The following is a 16,006-nucleotide window of genomic DNA, read 5'->3' as shown; positions in this document are numbered from 1 at the left end:
GATGCCGACACCGGAAGCCGGCCGCGCCCCCGGACACCGCGCTCCAGGCCTCCCTGTCATCGACCCGGCTTCCGGGGAGACCTTCGACGAAGCCCCCGACCAGCAGCCGCACGAGCTGGACGACGTGATCGACCGGGCCCGGCGCGCCTGGGCCGGATGGCGCGCCGAGCCGGGCGCTCGCACCACCCTGCTGAACGCCGCCGCCGACGCCGTGGATGCTGCCGGAGACGACCTCGCTCCGTTGCTCACCCGGGAACAGGGCAAGCCCCTGGCCGAGTCGTACGCCGAGGTCGCCCGTACGGCGGCCCGGCTGCGGTACTTCGCCGCTCTGGTTCCCCGCGCCCGCCGGATCGACGACGGCCGACCCGTACACAGCGAGATCCGCTGGCAGTCTCTCGGGCCCGTGGCCGCGATCGTGCCGTGGAACTTTCCCCTCCAGCTCGCGTCGGCGAAGTTCGCTCCCGCACTGGCTGCCGGCAACACCGTGGTCCTCAAGCCGTCCCCGTACACCCCCCTTGCCACCCGACTGCTCGGTGCCGTCCTCGCCACAGCCCTGCCCGATGATGTCCTGACCGTCATCACCGGCCGGGAACCCCTCGGTGCCTACCTCGCCGCCCACCCGGGTATCCGCCACGTCACCTTCACCGGCTCGGTGCCGACCGGGCGGGCCGTCGCCGCGGCTGCGGCGGCCTCCCTCACCCGCGTCACCCTGGAACTGGGCGGCAACGACGCGGCCGTCCTCCTGGACGACGTCGACGTCGACCGGGTCGCGGACCGGCTGTTCTGGGCCGCCTTCCGCAACTGCGGGCAGGTCTGCATGGCGGTCAAACGCGTCTATGCACCGGCCCGGCTCCACGCCGAGGTCGTCGAGGCCCTCGCACACCGCGCGAAGACCGTCGTCGTCGGATCCGGCCTGGACCCGGAGACCCGGCTCGGGCCGGTCAACAACGCCCCCCAGCTGGCCCGCGTCGAGCGGGTCACGCAACGGGCCCTGGCGGCCGGCGCCCGGGCGGCGGCCGGTGGTCACCGGCTCGACGGACCGGGCTACTTCTTCGCTCCCACGATCCTCACCGACGTCCCTCCCGACGACCCGGTGGTGACCATGGAACAGTTCGGGCCGGTCCTGCCGGTGCTGCCGTACCGAAACCTCGACGAAGCCGTCGAAGCGGCCAACGACACCGGCTTCGGGCTGGGCGGTTCGGTGTGGGGCACCGACCTCGACCGGGCGGCGGCGACAGCCGAGCGGCTCGAATGCGGCACGGCCTGGATCAACCACCACGCCGAACTCTCCCTTGCTCAGCCCTTCGCGGGCGTCAAGGACAGCGGCGTCGGCGTCGCGGGCGGGCCGTGGGGCCTCTACGGCAACCTCCGTCCTTTCGTCGTGCACCGGCCGACGGAGGAAGGGCGATGAGGTTCCGAGCCGCCGTGCTGCGCTCTTACGAGACCCCGTTCGCGGTCGAGGACATCGTCCTGAGCACCGGCCCGGCCGCCGGTGAGATCCTCGTCGAGATCGCGGGATGCGGAATGTGCCGGACCGATCTCGCGGTCCGGCGATCAGCCGGCCGCACCCCGCTGCCGGCGGTCCTCGGCCACGAGGGGAGCGGAGTCGTGGTGGCGTCCGGCGACGGCCCGGACAGCGCGATCGGCGTCGGTGACCACGTCGTGCTGAGCTTCGACTCCTGCGGAGACTGCCGGAACTGCCGCAGCGCTGCCCCCGCCTACTGCGACTCCTTCGCCTCACTCAACCTCTTCGGGGGACGCGAGGAGGACGCGTCACGGCTCACCGACGCCGTCGGGAGAGCGCTGGCCCCCCGGTGGTTCGGCCAGTCCTCCTTCGCCGAATACGCCCTCGTCCCGTCGCGCAACGCCGTCAGGGTCGACGCCGCCCTGCCGCTCGAACTGCTCGGTCCGCTCGGCTGCGGCACCCTCACCGGTGCCGGAGCCGTGCTGAACACCTTCCGTGCCGGCCCCGGTGACACCCTCGTCGTACTCGGCGCGGGAGCGGTGGGCCTGTCCGCAGTCATGGCGGCCACCGCCGCCGGCGCACGGACCGTGGCCGTCGACCGGCATCCGGGGCGCCTGGACCTGGCCGAACGGTTCGGCGCGGTCCCGCTGCCCGCCGTGACGGCCGGACTGGCCGAGCGCATCCGCCGGCACACCGACGGCGGCGCGCAGTACGCCCTGGACACCACGGCCTCCGCCCCGCTGATCAACGACGCGCTCCGCGCGCTGCGCCCCACCGGCACCCTCGGTCTCGTGGCCCGCCTCCACACCGCACTGCCGCTCGAACCGGGCACGCTCGACGGGGGCCGCAGCATCCGGCACATCTGCGAGGGGGACGCCGTACCCGGACTGCTGATCCCCCGGCTGATCGGTCTGTGGCAGGCCGGCCGCTTCCCCTTCGACCAACTGATCCGCACCTATCCCTTGGCCGACATCAACGAGGCCGAACGCGACTGTGACGCCGGACGCGTGATCAAGCCCGTCCTGCTGCCGGAAAGAAGAGACCGATGAGTGAAACCTCCATCACCGGAGACCCTCGCCATCCCACCAGCGACCCTTCCGTGTGCTTCGCTCCCACCGAAGGGGACACGACCACCACGGCGACGCGGCGGACCGGCGCGGAAGGCGTGGACGCAGGCGTGGGACTGACCGCCCTCCTGGTCGCCGCCGCACGGGCGATCGAGACCCACCGCCACGACAGCCTGGCCCGGGATGTCTACGCGGAGCACTTCGTCCGTGCAGCCCCCGCCTGCGCGGACTGGCCGGTGAGCATCCAACAGGTCCCGGAAGGGGACGACAACCCGTTGTGGGGGAGGTTCGCCCGCTACTTCGGTCTGCGGACCAGAGTCCTCGACGACTTCCTCCACCGGTCGGTCGGTACGGGCGTACGCCAAGTGGTCCTGCTGGGGGCGGGATTGGACACCCGCGCCTTCCGGCTGGACCTGCCGTCCGACTGCGTCGTCTTCGAGATCGACAGGGCGGGCGTGCTGGCCTTCAAGGAACAGGTGCTTGACGACCTGTCGGCTGCCCCGAAGGCGAAGCGGATCCCGGTACCGGCCGACCTGCGCGCCGACTGGGTCACCGCCCTGACCTCTGTCGGCTTCGACCCGGCCGCTCCAAGCGTCTGGCTGGCCGAAGGACTCCTCTTCTACCTACCGGGCCCCGCCGAGACCTACCTCATCGACACGGTGGACCGGCTCACCACCCGGGGCAGCGCCCTGGCCTTCGAGGCCAAGCTGGAGAAGGACCTGCTCGCGTACCGCGACAGCCCGATCTACACGGCGACGCGAGAGCAGATCGGCATCGATCTGCTCGACCTCTTCGACAGGGGGCCGCGCCCCGACTCCGCGGGTGACCTGGCGGCCAAGGGCTGGTCCACCTCGGTGCACACGCCCTTCGAATTCACCCGTCAGAGGGGACGTGGTCCCCTCCCCGAGCCGAACGACGCGCTGGAGGGGAACCGGTGGATCTTCGCGCACAAGACCCGATCCTGACGTCCGCTCACGAAGACGTCCGCACGGGCCCGGCACCGCCTTGACCTCACGGGGCCGACGCCCGCGCGCGTGGGGGCGATCCGGGGCCCGACCCGCGGCGTCCCGGGACGGCCCACGCCGCCACGGAACGCTCACGTCCGGGCCGGGTCAGACGGCCCGGACAGCCACCAGTTGGTCAGCCGGAATTCCACCCATGTCCGGCGCGTAGTAGTCCTCGATGCCCCTGGCCCACGTGGTCACGGTGATGCGGTCCTCGGCGTCCGGGCCGAAGGCGTCGAAAAGCGCATGGATGTTCGCCTCCGCGAAGCCGATCGCCCTCATCAGCGATACGAAGAGCGGGCGCTCGATCAGGCCGTCGCCGTCGGGATCGCCGAGTACGGCGAGCGCCTCGGCGAACTCGGTGATCGTGGGACCGAAGCGCTCGGGGTCGAGCACGAACGGACGGAACTCGTCGACGGAGATCACACCATCGCCGTTGGCGTCCAGCTCCGCGGCCAGAGTGGTCCAGTAGCGGCGGAACGCGGCCCGGATGGCCTCCCTGGCGCCGCCGTCCGATGCGACCGCCACCTCCAGAACACGGCCCGTCATGAGGTCGAAGTCCTCGGAGTCGAGGACCCCGTTGCCGTTGGCGTCGAAGAGGGAGAAGACCAGCTCGGCCCTCTCGATGGCCTCAGTTCGCATGTCCATCACTTCTCTCCTACGGTCCTTCGATCCCGGAACTCGGTTCGATGAGTGCTCCTATGTAACCGCGTAGGGGGAGAAACGTGGCGGTGAGGAGACCTCAGCTACCAGAAGGAGTGAGTGTGCCGACAACCAGTTCGTACGGTCGGGCGCTTGCGGGGTGCAGGGCGCAGAGTACGGGGACCACACCAGTTCGACAGGTGCTCGATGATCAGCTGTGATCTCCCGGCGGCACCGAGTGCCCGGTCAGCTCCAGCGCCTCGGTGGCACGGCCATCGCGCCCGGCGGGCGGCGCGCGCCCAACACCCCGAGGCCGTAGCCGCTACGACTCCTGATCGGGCCGTCGGCAGGACGCTGTGGTTCTGCGCGCGGACCAGCCATGGTCGGCTTTTCCGCGCGTCGCCGGCCCGGTGTGTGCGCAGCGCCCGGATAGCCTCGGTTGCCTTGACGGAGGTCGGTGGACACGAATATCTCGAATTACAACCGTCAGGTTCGTTTGAGCGTCTTCGGAGAGTGCGTCGCTTGGACGGGACTGCAGAGGGGAAGTCCGGCCGCTCCAACTGAGGGGTGCGTGTCGATGTGATTCGATCCGGCTTCCGTCCGTGCGGATCTCGAGGAGTTATGCGCCTATGAGACGCTCGGGCGGCGTGCCCAAGCCGGTCGCCACTGCGTGACATCTTCAATCGGGTCGGGGGAGAAAAGCCACTGGCCCCGTTCTCGTGCCCGCCGGCGGGTTCCCCTGGACCGGGAGCCCGCGGTGGGCTTGCGCATTCCCGGTTCGTCAGGGGAGGGGGCTCGGGAGAGCCGGCGTGGCATGTGTCCAAGTCGCGTCGAACTGGCGCAGGGCGGCGGTGTACAGAACGCCAGGCGCCCGGGCGTACAGGCACGGAGAGTTCCTGCCGTGGGCCGACGCATCGTAGAACGTGAGGTAGGCGGCGCGGTCCGTCGCGATCACGCGGCAGTTGTTCGGCAGGTTGAAGGTGCGCAGTTCGATGCCGTCCCTCGCCTGCGTCACCCGGGTCAGGTAGTCGATGTTCGTTCGGACCTGGCTTCTGAGCAGACCTCGCGTGAAGCCTGGATCGAACCGAGATACCTCCTGAGAGCGTCGATCGAGCCACGAATCCTCTCGGGCATCGGGATCTGGCAACAGGATCTGGACCGACTGCGGGGACGGCCCTCCCGACCACAAGGGTGAGAAGACCTCACGGGTAAGCACGTTTCCTCGGCCTGCGAGTACCTTGACCCAGCGGGCTCGACGCAGGTCGCGAGCGAGGTCCTGTTCGGCGGAGGACTGGTGACTGTAGACGCGGCCTAGCCCGGTCCCTGTGTACCGGGAGGAGGCGGCGACCAGCCACCACAGAGGGCGGGAGCCGCGCAGCAAGCCAAGGACGAGGAAGATCGCGCTGGCTGCCAGAGAGCTGAGGATCCCTAACAGAAAATTGGTCATGTGGAGACCTTTTCGGTGTCGCGTCGGTTTTGGCGGGGCATCGATTGCGTCAGCAGAGGAAGGGCAGCAGGAGCCGAAGAACGTGGGCGGCGTTTCGGGCCGCGAGTTCGTGGTGTGCGTGTCCCTTCTCCGCATCGGCGTTGTCGGAGACACCTCGGATGACGATCCAGCCGGGGTTCGACTCGCCGTGGACGGAGTTCTCCTGCCAGTACTGGCTCAAGCCGCCTGCTTCCATGTCCACCGCCAGTATCTTCTCGTTGTAGTGCGCGAGGTACCGGCGGATGTCGCTGTCGCGATCGGCGATGACTGCTTCACCGGAGCCGATCAGCCCTGGATGCACTTCATAATCCTGTGATGATTGTGAGGCTAGCTGGCCGTGTATGCGGGCCGGGGTGCCGTGCTCGCTGAAGAATGCGTTCACCGCGTGCACCACCTGGGCCGGTGACTGCCGGTGTTCGCCACGTCTGCGGACGTCACCGAGCGGATTGATCTTGCGGTTCTCGTAGTAGACGACTTCGGTCGAGACGATGACGTTTCCGATGCGGGCGTGATCGTCGTGGATACCTCCCCCCACGCCGACGAGAGCCCATAGTCGCGGCGCATAGTGGCGTCGCAAATTCTCCAAAGCGGCCATGGTCGATCGTTGCCCCTGGCTCTGAGCCTGAGTGGTGACGATGCGGATGGTGGAGTCCGCAGTGGCATGTTCTCCGCGGTAGAAGTACAGGCCGCCTGGCTCCTTGTGTCGTTCGAGCTTCAACTCGCCGCATAGTGCGCGCAGTTCCTCGCTAAGAATGGTCACGATCCCGATGTCCCACGTGCCTCGATCCGCTAGTGCCGTAGAGCCGGTCACCGGAGCGCTGACTGCCTCTGCGGGAGGCGTCGCGGTGACTCGGGCGTGGCTTCCCACGGCGTTGTTGGTAATGATGTTGCCGTCGCCATGCGCGCTGATGCCTCGGTTGGTGTTCACGGAGTTCCTCCATCGCTGGGGCTATCGGTCCCTGTGGCGGGGTGGCCCTGTGCGCTGACTTGAGCCGCAGCGCCTACGGCGTTATTGCTAATGGTGTTGTTGTCGCCGAAGTTGAAAATCCCGCTATTGATGATCTTGAGTGCTCGATTGTTGAACTCTGACGCGTCCACTTCCTTGGTCAGCAGAAAGTCGCCTGCCGCCCGGAGTAGACGTTGTTCGATCGTTTTCATCCGGCCAAGGATGTCGGTCTTCTCTAATTGCACCTTGGACCAAGCCTGAGCCGATTGCTCCCGGATGCTCACACGACTACCGATGAGGACGTTTCGTATCGGTGTGGAGGTGAGATCCGGGGGGAGGATTGCAGCTTTGATCAGGGTGAGGAGAAAGCAGATGAGCCGCCACGAGTGCTGGACTTGCTGGGGGAGGGCGGACAGTTCGCGAAATGCAGCCCAAATGACCGCGATGAAGCCGTGCTGGCCGAACTCGGCTGTCCTTTGGAAGGACCTTGGCGTGTGTGCTAGCACGCACGCCGCCGTGGAGATGATCAGAGTCCGTCCCCGTACGCTGACATGGAGCAGGACGGTCGCGACGTACTCCGCGCCTTCCAACGGTGTCGTGACCTCGAGGAAATGATGGCCCTTCGATCCTGGCGTGTTGATGATCTCCCGCAGATCCACGTCGGTGAGCTTCTGGGGGAGTAAGGAACGATCGGTTGCCACGTCGGTCTCGGAAACATAGACGCGATCCCCGACCTTGGCGGGCAGGCGGACATCGTCGCTGTCGGTGTTCAGTAGCCGGACCGCGTTGCGCAGGTGCTCGACGAGTTCGTGGGCCTGGAAGGGGGGTACGGGGTGTTCCCGTTCGTGCAGTGGGGCGTCGTCGTCCTCGACAGGACGCAGAAGTTGGACGCTCATGGGCGGGTTCCATTGGTAGACGATCTCTCCGGCACCGATGAATGGCGACTTCTCGCCGAAGAGGGTAAACGCGGTCAGGTCATCGTCGGCTGCTTCCTCGTCCTGGCTGTGGCGGGGACGGCGGTACACGGTGTGAACGTCCCTCTGCTGAACGTCGGCCACCCGCTGCCGGGGGGACAGCCGGCCTGGGCGCAGGGTCGGTGCCCGAAAGATCCGGTTGAGCTGCAGCTGACGCAACGCTCCGATGACGAGGCACACGAGCACGATGCTCGCCCCCATGTGAAGGGCCGTGGTGGCGTGATGGGGATAAATGCTTCCGATCACGAGGCCGGTCGTCGCCAGACCGAGTGCGATACCTCCAAGGCGTTCTAGAGCCTGTGACTTCTCCGATTTCCTTCGCGGGAGGAACCGTTGTAGGCGGCGCCGATGGCGGTACTGCGGCTTCTTGTTGCGGCGTCCGGGCTTTCGGACGCTCCGGGGCTCGCGGTCGCCCCGGTGGATGAGCAGGGCCAGCCGGAACAGCAATAGGAGAGCGAGGCCACATGCCATGAGAGCGCTCGCGGGCAGGGCGCCCGTGTATGCAGGCGCGATCACGGACCCCCACAGCGTGACGCGCACAACGGCCGCAAGGGTGGCGGCACGCCACGCGTGGCGCATGACGGGGACTATGTCGAAGCCGTAAGACGGGGCGACCCTGCGGTGGGGCGACGTGCAGATCTTGTCGATCACTAGGTCGCGGAAATGTTCGTCCACGTATGGGCCCGCGCATAAGTGGCGTGTTGCAGCCGAGGGTTCGTCGCTGGAAACCTTCGCTGGTCGTACGGGGGGAGTGGCCATGCCCTGCCCTCGCCTCCTGAGGTTAAGGTCTATGTGACCGTAAGTGGTGAGAGTGTTTAAGTCAATGTGACCTTTAGGGGATCTCGTGGATGACTGGCTGAAAGACTCCGATGAGGTGGAGGCTTCGTGGGTCACGGTGGACCTGGCGATCTTCACGCTGAGGGGCGATCGCCTGATGGTGCTCTTGGTCGACCGAGGGGTCGAGCCCTTCCTTGGTTGGCCTGCGCTCCCTGGGGGGTATGTCCAGAAGGATGAGACCTTGCGCGAAGGGGCGCTGCGTGAGCTGAGGGAGGAAGCCGGCATCGAAGGTGGGTTGTTGCACCTGGAACAGCTCGGTGCTTACGGTGATCCTGGCCGGGATCCGAGAGGGCGAGTGGTCACCGTCGCATACCTGGCCCTGGGGCCCGACCTGCCCGTGCCTGTGGGCGGCACCGATGCGGAGCATGCCTACTGGGCAACTGTTGAAGGGCTCGGTCGGGATGGGGCGAGGCTGGCATTCGATCATTCCGAGATCCTTGCCGAGGCCTTGGAGGAGGTCCGACGTAAACTCGAATACACCCCTGTCGCCACGGCCTTCTGCGCCTCGGAATTCACCCTCAGTGAGTTGCGCACGGTCTATGAAGTCGTCTGGGGGCAGACGTTGGACCCGAGTAATTTTCGACGCAAGGTACTGAAGACCACAGGTTTCGTGGAGGCCACAGGCGATCAGAGGATGCCCTACACGGGTCGTCCGGCCGCGCTCTACCGCAGGGGGGGTGCATGGGTGTTGAGCCCACCGCTCCTGCGTGTTGGCCGGCAGCCTGCGTAGTCGCCCGATCTTCGAGGCCGCGGGATCAAGACGGGGGTGCGAGGCCGCTCGAGCTCTAGGTAGGCCCCGAATCGGCTGCCGGGCGAATGAGTGAGCCTTCGCTTCGGCCATTTCCAGATGGACTTCGCCCAGTTTGCTTCTGGTGTCGCGTGCGGGTGGGCGTGACGCGGCTCCGTCCCGCTGGTCGGCGGCCTGAGGCGGTAGCCATTACTGACAGAGCAACAGGAAACAAGCTGCCCCTGGGCGGAGCGAAAGTCCCGTTGGGGTAATGGCGTTGGCCTGAGCGAGACGCCCGGGCATACGGCTGCCTACGTGGGGAAGCCCGAGATGCTGCTGTCGGCAGATGTGTCCGCTCCTGGCGATGAGCTGGCCGATACAAAGTCCCAAACCGGCTCAGGGGCAGCGGGCCGGTAGGCGGAGCCAGCGGCGGCGCCCGGTGAATACGAGTTGGGCGGCGGTGGTGAACAGCCGGATCCGCTTGGGTTCCCCGTGGAGGGGGCGCCGGGGAGGGCAAACATCGGCGGATTACTCGGCGTTGCCCGCCGCCGACGCGCGCGCTCGAACTCAGCGGCATCCGGCATCCAAGAGCCGTCCTGTTCGAGTGCAGCACAGCTGCCGCGGATGAAGGCGCTCGCCAGGTCCTGGTGCCCGCCGATCCCGTCGGCCAGGTGGTACTCGACCCGGTCCTCCGGATCCGACCCGCGGTCTTCACTCTGGCGAACAGGCGCGTCATGGTCGAGTGAGACGTAGAGCCTGAACTCCACAACCGTGGTTGGGAAATCGCTCAGTGTCTGGGAAGGATGTCTTGCGGTCTGATGCGTCGCACGCGAGCTGGCGTTAGTGGCCTTGGCGGGCGGTGCGCACGACACGGCGTTCCACGACTTTGCGGCTTCCGCGCTGGCCGAGGCCGCAGCCGACATGCTCCTCGACCCGCCGAAGGCTCCGCTCCGAGGGTGGAGCTCTGCTTGATACTGAACTTGATCGGGTGATGTCGGGCTGTTCGCCAGACAGTGAGAAGGTGACCTCGGTAGTCCTCGTTCGGTGAGATATCCGCAGGCGGCGGTTTGACCGACGTCGAGAGAGACGCGCGGGAGCGGGTCCGGCGCCAGGCCGTGACATGCTTCGAGGCTGGCGGGAAGAACCGGGAGATCGCTGCCACGCTGCGGATCTCGGAACGGTCGGTGGAGCGTTGGCGACGCCAGTGGCGCGAGGGCGGCCACGCCGGAGTGGCCTCCAAGCGGTCACCCGGTCGACCCCGACTATCTGGCGCGCAGATGGCCGGGTCGGAGCGGGAGTTGGAGCTCGGTCCGCTGGCACACGGGTGGGCCGACCAGCGGTGGACGCTGGCCCGGGTGAAGACGGTGATCGGCCGACTGTTCCACGTCTCGTACACCGTGGAGGGCACGTGGCGACTGCTGCGGCGCTATGGCTGGTCCTGGCAACAGCCCACCCGGCGCGCTATCGAACGTGACGACGACGCGGTGGAGATGTGGAGACGAGAGGTGTGGCCGCGGGTAAGAGCACCGCGATGGCGAACAGCGGTTGGGTGGTCTTCGAGGACGAGGCCGGCCAGTCGATGACGCCGCCTCGTACCAGGACCTGGGGCCGTAGGGGCAGCACTCCGGTCGTCCGCGTGCGCGGGCGGGGATCGGGCCGAGTCTCCATGGCGGGGATGACCTGCTACAAGCCGCGTGAGCGGTCCCGTTTGTTCTACGCGATCCGTGAGTACCAAGGCCGCAAGAACAAACCGAAGGGCTTCGGCTGGAAGGACTTCCGCGACCTGGTCATCCGCGCCCATACACAGCTCGGCGGCCCGATCGTGCTCGTGTGGGACAACCCTCTTCGTCCAAACGGAGGGCGGGGCAACCTGCGGGGGTGTTCGGCGGCTACTCTGGCGGTTGCCTTAACGGAGTTTGGTGGACACGAACGTCGACAATGCGGACCGGCAGGTGCGGCTGAGCTTCCTGGGCTGACCGAGATCGCCCCCAGGGGTCGTGCCGCCGATTCTCCGTATCACGCGTGCGCGAACGGACTCGACGGCCCGTGAACTGGACGACCCGTGCGGAAGGTCATGGGGGGCAGGGCCGACATGGCATAGGGGCGTGAACTCGCCGCGCTCGAGGCCGAGCCTGAGCGAGCGCCCGGCATGTCAGGCGGCCGACGGATGTGGATACGCGCCGGGAAGCCGTGCGGCAGTGGAGGAGGCGATCTGGTCTCCCCACTTCGCGCGTGGGCCCGGGACCGCGACAGTCACCGTCCCGTCCTCCGCCGCAGGGCGATCGCGGTGAGCAGTATGCCCTGGCGGGAGAGCCACCGGCCGTGGAACTCTTCGATACGTCCCCCGTCGGCTGTGGGGCCTTGGACGAGTAGTCGCGCGGAGAAGGTGCCTTCCTCTGGGTCGATGCGCATGTCCGCCTCGGAGAAGTCGAGTCCGCGCTCGGTGAGCGGAAACCAGATCTTGAACACCGCTTCCTTGGCGCTGAACAACAACCGGTCCCAGCAGACTCCGGGAGAGGACCGCGTCAACGCGTGCACCCGCGCCCGCTCCTGGGGCAGTGAGATGAACTCCAGCAGGTCCTCTGCCAGGGGAAGGTTGGGCTCGGCATCGATGCCGAGCCCCACGAACGCGGAGGTGCGGCCCAGGGCGGCGGCCCGGAACCCGGGACAGTGGGTCAAGCTGCCGACGGTGCCATCGGGCCACAGTGGTTCGCCGCGCGCACCCGACAGCACAGGCGCCGGCGGCACGCCGAGTTCGCGCATGGCGCGGCGGGCACACATGCGGACGTTCGCGTATTCTTGTCGGCGCTTCGGCCAGGCGCTCGCGACGGCGGCGGCCTCCTGCGGGTACAGGGCGGTCAGCGCCGCGTCGAAGTCAACGAATGAGCTGCCCGTGCCGATGGGCGAAGGCAGTAGCTCAGCGATCACAACAGCAACCCGCGTTCATGTCTCGTTCCCGAGCTTTCCTCCTGCGCGCCGCGCTCACCGTGATCGGGCGAGCCTGAACCCGAGGTCCTCGATGGTGAGGGTCGGGTGGCTCTTGCGGCGGCACGACGCCCGGCACCCCCGGGGCTCGTCGAAGAAGCCGCCGCCGCGGAAGACGCGGTACGAGCCGTAGACGCGGGGGTCATAGACGTCCCAGCACCACTCCCAGACGTTGCCGATCATGTCGTGGAAGCCCCACGCGTTCGGCTCCCGCATCGCGATGTCGTGCAGCTCGCCTTCGGAGTTCCCGCGGTACCACGCGATCTCGTCCAGCTCTCCGTAGCGGGCCTCCGAACTCCCGGCCCGGCAGGCGAACTCCCACTCCGCCTCGGACGGCAGGCGGTAGCCGTCGGCTGACCAGTCGCAGACCACGTCCTCGGCGTCGCGGCTGTCGCCCATCGTGTAGCAGGGGTTGAGCCCGACGGCCTGCGAGAACAGGTTGCAGAACCGGACGGCGTCCAACCATGAGACCTCGGTCATCGGCGTTCGCGGCCCCGCGGAGCTCTCCGGCGCCTTGCCCAGCACAGAGGCGTACAGCTCGCGGGTAACCGGACTCGGCGCCAGCTGGAAGGCGGCAACCTCGACCGTCCAGTCCGTCATCGTGCCCTCGTCCCGCAGCACGATCTCTCCAGCGGGCAGGTCGATCATGGGATCGGCGGCCAACCGGTGTGGCGTTGCTTCACGGTTCATCGCAGCCCTACTCCTACACATTTGGTTCGTGTCCTCAACGTACGATCACCGTCAAGGCACCCGCAGAAGTCATCACGGACTCTCGGTCTGCTCGGCCGGACGACGGGTGCGGCCGGGGCGACATCTTGAGCCGCGTGGTTCCTGATAGGCCGCGAAGCAAGTTTGATTGCCCTCACTCCCGCAGTCTGCCGCAGCCGGCGCAACTGGGGATGCCGAGGGAGCTTTTCAGGCCGTTCCATAGCGCTGCAACTCCGCGCGGGTGTGGCAAGACCCGTCGCGCGTCCGGTGGTGACCCAGAGCCGTGAGGGTTGTTGACATCTGCGTGAGCGACGTCATGAGCCGGGGCGGACAGTCAGGCGTGTGGCGAGGCACTGCCCCACCCGGCCGTTCAAGTCGCGGCCGGTGGAGGGGAGATGGCGTGACCTCCGCCGGGCGCATCTGCTCGCGGTGCAAGCTGTCTATGCCCGGTTTGCAGGCGCTGGGCGACAAGACAGGCTCCTCCCGGGTTCTTCCCGGTGCGGGAAGCCCGCACCGGGAAACGCCGCCAGTCAGCTCTGTCCGCCGCCGAGCGACACCGGCAGAGACCTCAGCCCACGCAGCGCCGTACCCGGCTGCCAACGGAGGTCCGCCGGGTCGGCTGCCAACCGGATGTGCGGGAATCGTTCGATCAGTCGGTCGAAGGCGATCTGCGCCTCCAGCCGGGCCAGTTGCGCTCCTACGCAGTAGTGGATGCCGTGTCCGAAGGAGAGGTTGGCGCCCGCGGGACGGTGAATGTCCAGGTTTCCGGCATTGGGGAACTGGGACTCGTCCCGGTTGGCCGAGGTGAGAGCGACCACCACCAGTTCGCCCTCCGGTATGACGACTCCGTCGACTTCGATCGGCTCGGTCGTGAACCGCAGCGACGACGTATTGACCGGGCTCTCGTAGCGAAGGAACTCTTCGACCGCTCCGGGCAGCAAGGAGCGGTCCGCGCGCAGCGCGGCGAGCTGGTCGGGGTGGCGGAGCAGTGCGAACGCGCCGTTGCCGATGAGGTTGACCGTGGTCTCGTTGCCTGCGACCAGCAGCAGGAACGCCATCGACACCAGTTCCTGGGTGTTGAGCTTGCCGTCGTCACTGGAGCGCACCAGGCCGGTGAGCAGGTCGTCCGCCGGTTCGGACCGCTTGCTCTCGACCAACTCGTGCAGGTATCCGAGCAGTGCCGTGGTGGCTTGCGCCATGCTCTCCGGGTCCCCGCCGGAGAGCTGCGTGGGGACCCAGCCCTGGAAGCGCTCCTGGTCGGCGGCCGGCACGCCCAGCAGCTCGCAGATCACCGCCATGGGCAACGGGTAGGCGAAGGCGCGCATCAGGTCCACCTGATCCTGGCCCTCCATGGCATCGAGCAGTTCAGTGGTTATCTTCTCGATCCGGGGACCCAGTTTCTCCACTGCTCGCTGCGTGAAGACCTTGTTGACCTGCCTGCGCAGCCGGGTGTGGTCCGGCGGGTCGGCGTTCATCATGTGCGCCGCCAACTCGCTGGCGAACACCATGCCGGTCTCACCGTCGGTGTTCTGCTGGATGACCTTCTGGCCGGCCTCGATGTTCTTGGACAGACGGTTGTCGGTCAGCACCGACTTCGCATCGTCGTAGCGCGTGACGAGCCAGACCTTGGTCCCGCCCGGCGCGATGATTTCGCGGACCGGTGCCTCGGAGCGCAGGACGTCGTACACGGCATGCGGATCCTGCTCGAACTCCTTCTCGTCGATCTGGAGCGGAGCCACGCCGCTGTGATCCCTGGGCATTATTCCTCCCGTATGTGAACAATGGCTTCGGTGCGCAATGCATGAAAACTTGTGCGAAGAGTCGGTGCGGGCAGTCGACCACTAAACGATGTTGTCCCGCAAGACCTCTCCGGTGAATAGCGAAAACGCCCTCGGGATTCCGCGCGAAATGACGTTCTGAGCCTCGCCGGGAAAGCGCAAATACCGCTTCGGCCCCGCGTCGTGGGGCGCTTGCTGAGGGTACTGCGCGTGGGGCGGGGGAGGGGCTTTTCGGGAAGACCTGCGGACGCTACCCGCCCACGACCTTCGCAAAACTTCGTTTCGGCCGGTGATCCGGGGGTCGCGCCGGCGCGCCCCGGGAACGTCGGGCTCCAGGAATCCTGCTGGCCGGATTCGGCCATCCACACACTGGCCTGATCTCCCGTGCGGCCGAGTCGGTACCGTCGTGCGCCCATCCGTGGCCACGTGCCTTCCGGTGCGGGGTCATCTGCCGGTCCATCGCTGATCTGATCAGCGAGAACGCTACGCAAGAAACACGCCCCCTCGATGGGTGGCGACCACGCCGCCGGGTTCAGCCGGTCAATAAACCTACAGGTAGGAAAATGGCTCAATCGCACAAGGTGACTGATGCAACCTTGGCCCGTGATCAAAGCGTGTGCTAATTTTCTCCAGCGATATCTGCTCACGATTGCTCACTTGGGGGACTGACCGTTGACGGATAAACTGCAGGAACGGCATGGAGTTCAGGTGTTGATGTGCGATCCCTCGGGGCCTGTCGTGGCAACTGAGCAGGATGCACTGGACCTGATTGGCGCGGCATTGCTCGACGCCGAGATCGTGGCCGTACCTGTGAGTCGCCTGGACGAGGAGTTCTTCTCGCTCAGCACCCGTATCGCAGGCGAGATCATGCAGAAGTTCGTCAACTATAAAATCCGGCTGGCCGTCGTCGGAGATATCTCCCACTACCTGGAGACCAGTGACGCACTGCGCGCTCTGGTGCATGAATCCAATACGGCAAGCCACATTTGGTTCCTTCCTGACATCGAAGCCCTCGACGCGCGCCTGCAGGTCACCGGCGCGAAGTCGCGGGGGCCTGTACGCCTGACCTGAGGGACGGCAGGTCTCGGAAAGCGTCACAGCCGTCCGTCCCCGGGCGCTGCTGAACGGACGCTCGAGACGCACCTCGAGCGGCACACACGTCCGGTGACCGGGGCGTGACGACCGCAACCACTCCACCTCGCGTGACGTCACCGGAGCGAGAGCCAACAGGCCCTTGGAGTCACCGCAGTCGCTGACCTCGGGCCGTAGGGGGCGACGTGGCCCCCGGGCACGTCTTGCGGTTTCCGGCCGCGATCGGCATGCCCGCATCGCGGCTGGTGAAAGTACACCTCACAGGGAAGAACAGCGGTCACCGTGTTCGCGCGGA

15 protein-coding genes are annotated in these 16,006 nt (G+C 67.1%); 7 read left to right on the top strand and 8 right to left on the bottom strand.

Annotated elements, in window-relative coordinates; all coding sequences use genetic code 11:
- The first annotated feature begins 1 nt into the window (after window position 1).
- The 3 genes from ACIQM3_RS10960 to ACIQM3_RS10950 are packed head-to-tail and all read left to right on the top strand — an operon-like array spanning window position 2 to window position 3,497.
- Window positions 2-1,411 (top strand): aldehyde dehydrogenase family protein, encoded by a 1,410-nt coding sequence (locus ACIQM3_RS10960; protein ID WP_401621910.1) that lies wholly within the window; start codon window positions 2-4, stop codon window positions 1,409-1,411.
- Complete coding sequence (locus ACIQM3_RS10955; protein ID WP_401621908.1) at window positions 1,408-2,514, top strand: NAD(P)-dependent alcohol dehydrogenase; 1,107 nt, start codon at window positions 1,408-1,410, stop codon at window positions 2,512-2,514. Before ACIQM3_RS10960 ends, ACIQM3_RS10955 begins: the two co-directional genes overlap by 4 nt.
- Entirely contained in the window at window positions 2,511-3,497 is a 987-nt protein-coding gene (locus ACIQM3_RS10950) for a class I SAM-dependent methyltransferase (RefSeq protein WP_401621905.1), read from the top strand. The genes ACIQM3_RS10955 and ACIQM3_RS10950 overlap by 4 nt, the downstream gene beginning before the upstream one ends.
- 147 nt (window positions 3,498-3,644) lie before the next feature.
- Here the strand turns inward: ACIQM3_RS10950 and ACIQM3_RS10945 are convergent, their stop codons facing one another.
- From ACIQM3_RS10945 to ACIQM3_RS10930, 4 genes are all read right to left on the bottom strand, one after another.
- Window positions 3,645-4,178, bottom strand: a complete 534-nt coding sequence (locus tag ACIQM3_RS10945) for an EF-hand domain-containing protein (RefSeq protein ID WP_401622420.1) — start codon at window positions 4,176-4,178, stop codon at window positions 3,645-3,647.
- Window positions 4,179-4,959: 781 nt separating this feature from the next.
- Complete coding sequence (locus tag ACIQM3_RS10940; protein WP_401621902.1) at window positions 4,960-5,625, bottom strand: hypothetical protein; 666 nt, start codon at window positions 5,623-5,625, stop codon at window positions 4,960-4,962.
- Between the two features lie 49 nt (window positions 5,626-5,674).
- Window positions 5,675-6,592 carry a hypothetical protein gene (locus ACIQM3_RS10935; protein ID WP_401621899.1) on the bottom strand — a complete coding sequence of 306 codons (918 nt, stop codon included), beginning with the start codon at window positions 6,590-6,592 and terminating at the stop codon, window positions 5,675-5,677.
- The gene (locus tag ACIQM3_RS10930) at window positions 6,589-8,163 is read right to left on the bottom strand and encodes a hypothetical protein (RefSeq protein ID WP_401621896.1); all 1,575 of its coding nucleotides are present in this window, start codon (window positions 8,161-8,163) and stop codon (window positions 6,589-6,591) included. The genes ACIQM3_RS10935 and ACIQM3_RS10930 overlap by 4 nt, the downstream gene beginning before the upstream one ends.
- A gap of 265 nt (window positions 8,164-8,428) precedes the next feature.
- Between ACIQM3_RS10930 and ACIQM3_RS10925 the strand changes: the two genes are divergently transcribed.
- Entirely contained in the window at window positions 8,429-9,151 is a 723-nt protein-coding gene (locus ACIQM3_RS10925) for an NUDIX hydrolase (RefSeq protein ID WP_401621893.1), read from the top strand.
- Window positions 9,152-9,459: 308 nt separating this feature from the next.
- Here the strand turns inward: ACIQM3_RS10925 and ACIQM3_RS10920 are convergent, their stop codons facing one another.
- The gene (locus ACIQM3_RS10920; RefSeq protein ID WP_401621890.1) at window positions 9,460-10,071 is read right to left on the bottom strand and encodes a DUF6357 family protein; all 612 of its coding nucleotides are present in this window, start codon (window positions 10,069-10,071) and stop codon (window positions 9,460-9,462) included.
- A gap of 126 nt (window positions 10,072-10,197) precedes the next feature.
- Between ACIQM3_RS10920 and ACIQM3_RS10915 the strand changes: the two genes are divergently transcribed.
- On the top strand, window positions 10,198-10,731 hold the full coding sequence (locus ACIQM3_RS10915; protein ID WP_401622417.1) for a winged helix-turn-helix domain-containing protein: 534 nt from the start codon (window positions 10,198-10,200) through the stop codon (window positions 10,729-10,731).
- Between the two features lie 92 nt (window positions 10,732-10,823).
- A complete protein-coding gene (locus ACIQM3_RS10910) occupies window positions 10,824-11,198 on the top strand; it encodes a hypothetical protein (protein WP_401621888.1) in 375 nt (124 codons plus the stop codon).
- A 203-nt stretch (window positions 11,199-11,401) separates the two neighbouring features.
- Here the strand turns inward: ACIQM3_RS10910 and ACIQM3_RS10905 are convergent, their stop codons facing one another.
- From ACIQM3_RS10905 to ACIQM3_RS10895, 3 genes are all read right to left on the bottom strand, one after another.
- Window positions 11,402-12,076, bottom strand: a complete 675-nt coding sequence (locus tag ACIQM3_RS10905) for a 4'-phosphopantetheinyl transferase (protein WP_401621885.1) — start codon at window positions 12,074-12,076, stop codon at window positions 11,402-11,404.
- A 54-nt stretch (window positions 12,077-12,130) separates the two neighbouring features.
- Window positions 12,131-12,823, bottom strand: coding sequence for a formylglycine-generating enzyme family protein (locus tag ACIQM3_RS10900; protein WP_401621882.1), 693 nt, complete (start codon window positions 12,821-12,823; stop codon window positions 12,131-12,133).
- A gap of 548 nt (window positions 12,824-13,371) precedes the next feature.
- Window positions 13,372-14,601, bottom strand: coding sequence for a cytochrome P450 (locus ACIQM3_RS10895; protein WP_401621879.1), 1,230 nt, complete (start codon window positions 14,599-14,601; stop codon window positions 13,372-13,374).
- A 690-nt stretch (window positions 14,602-15,291) separates the two neighbouring features.
- Between ACIQM3_RS10895 and ACIQM3_RS10890 the strand changes: the two genes are divergently transcribed.
- Window positions 15,292-15,690 carry a DUF4180 domain-containing protein gene (locus tag ACIQM3_RS10890; RefSeq protein WP_401621876.1) on the top strand — a complete coding sequence of 133 codons (399 nt, stop codon included), beginning with the start codon at window positions 15,292-15,294 and terminating at the stop codon, window positions 15,688-15,690.
- The last annotated feature ends 316 nt before the right edge of the window (window positions 15,691-16,006 follow it).

The sequence above is a fragment of the Streptomyces sp. NPDC091271 genome (assembly GCF_044757505.1).
In the GTDB taxonomy this organism is placed as follows: Bacteria; Actinomycetota; Actinomycetes; order Streptomycetales; family Streptomycetaceae; genus Streptomyces.
Note: the sequence above shows the minus strand (reverse complement) of the source record. Positions and strands in the feature narration are given on the sequence as shown.

Bases quoted from the DNA above. Each gene is read 5' to 3' on its own strand.
- ACIQM3_RS10950 (WP_401621905.1), top strand. From the start codon at position 2,511: ATGAGTGAAACCTCCATCACCGGAGACCCTCGCCATCCCACCAGCGAC.
- ACIQM3_RS10955 (WP_401621908.1), top strand. From the start codon at position 1,408: ATGAGGTTCCGAGCCGCCGTGCTGCGCTCTTACGAGACCCCGTTCGCG.
- ACIQM3_RS10910 (WP_401621888.1), top strand. From the start codon at position 10,824: ATGACCTGCTACAAGCCGCGTGAGCGGTCCCGTTTGTTCTACGCGATC.
- ACIQM3_RS10940 (WP_401621902.1), bottom strand. From the start codon at position 5,625: ATGACCAATTTTCTGTTAGGGATCCTCAGCTCTCTGGCAGCCAGCGCG.
- ACIQM3_RS10930 (WP_401621896.1), bottom strand. From the start codon at position 8,163: ATGCGCCACGCGTGGCGTGCCGCCACCCTTGCGGCCGTTGTGCGCGTC.
- ACIQM3_RS10920 (WP_401621890.1), bottom strand. From the start codon at position 10,071: ATGTCGGCTGCGGCCTCGGCCAGCGCGGAAGCCGCAAAGTCGTGGAAC.
- ACIQM3_RS10945 (WP_401622420.1), bottom strand. From the start codon at position 4,178: ATGCGAACTGAGGCCATCGAGAGGGCCGAGCTGGTCTTCTCCCTCTTC.
- ACIQM3_RS10900 (WP_401621882.1), bottom strand. From the start codon at position 12,823: ATGAACCGTGAAGCAACGCCACACCGGTTGGCCGCCGATCCCATGATC.
- ACIQM3_RS10960 (WP_401621910.1), top strand. From the start codon at position 2: ATGCCGACACCGGAAGCCGGCCGCGCCCCCGGACACCGCGCTCCAGGC.
- ACIQM3_RS10895 (WP_401621879.1), bottom strand. From the start codon at position 14,601: ATGCCCAGGGATCACAGCGGCGTGGCTCCGCTCCAGATCGACGAGAAG.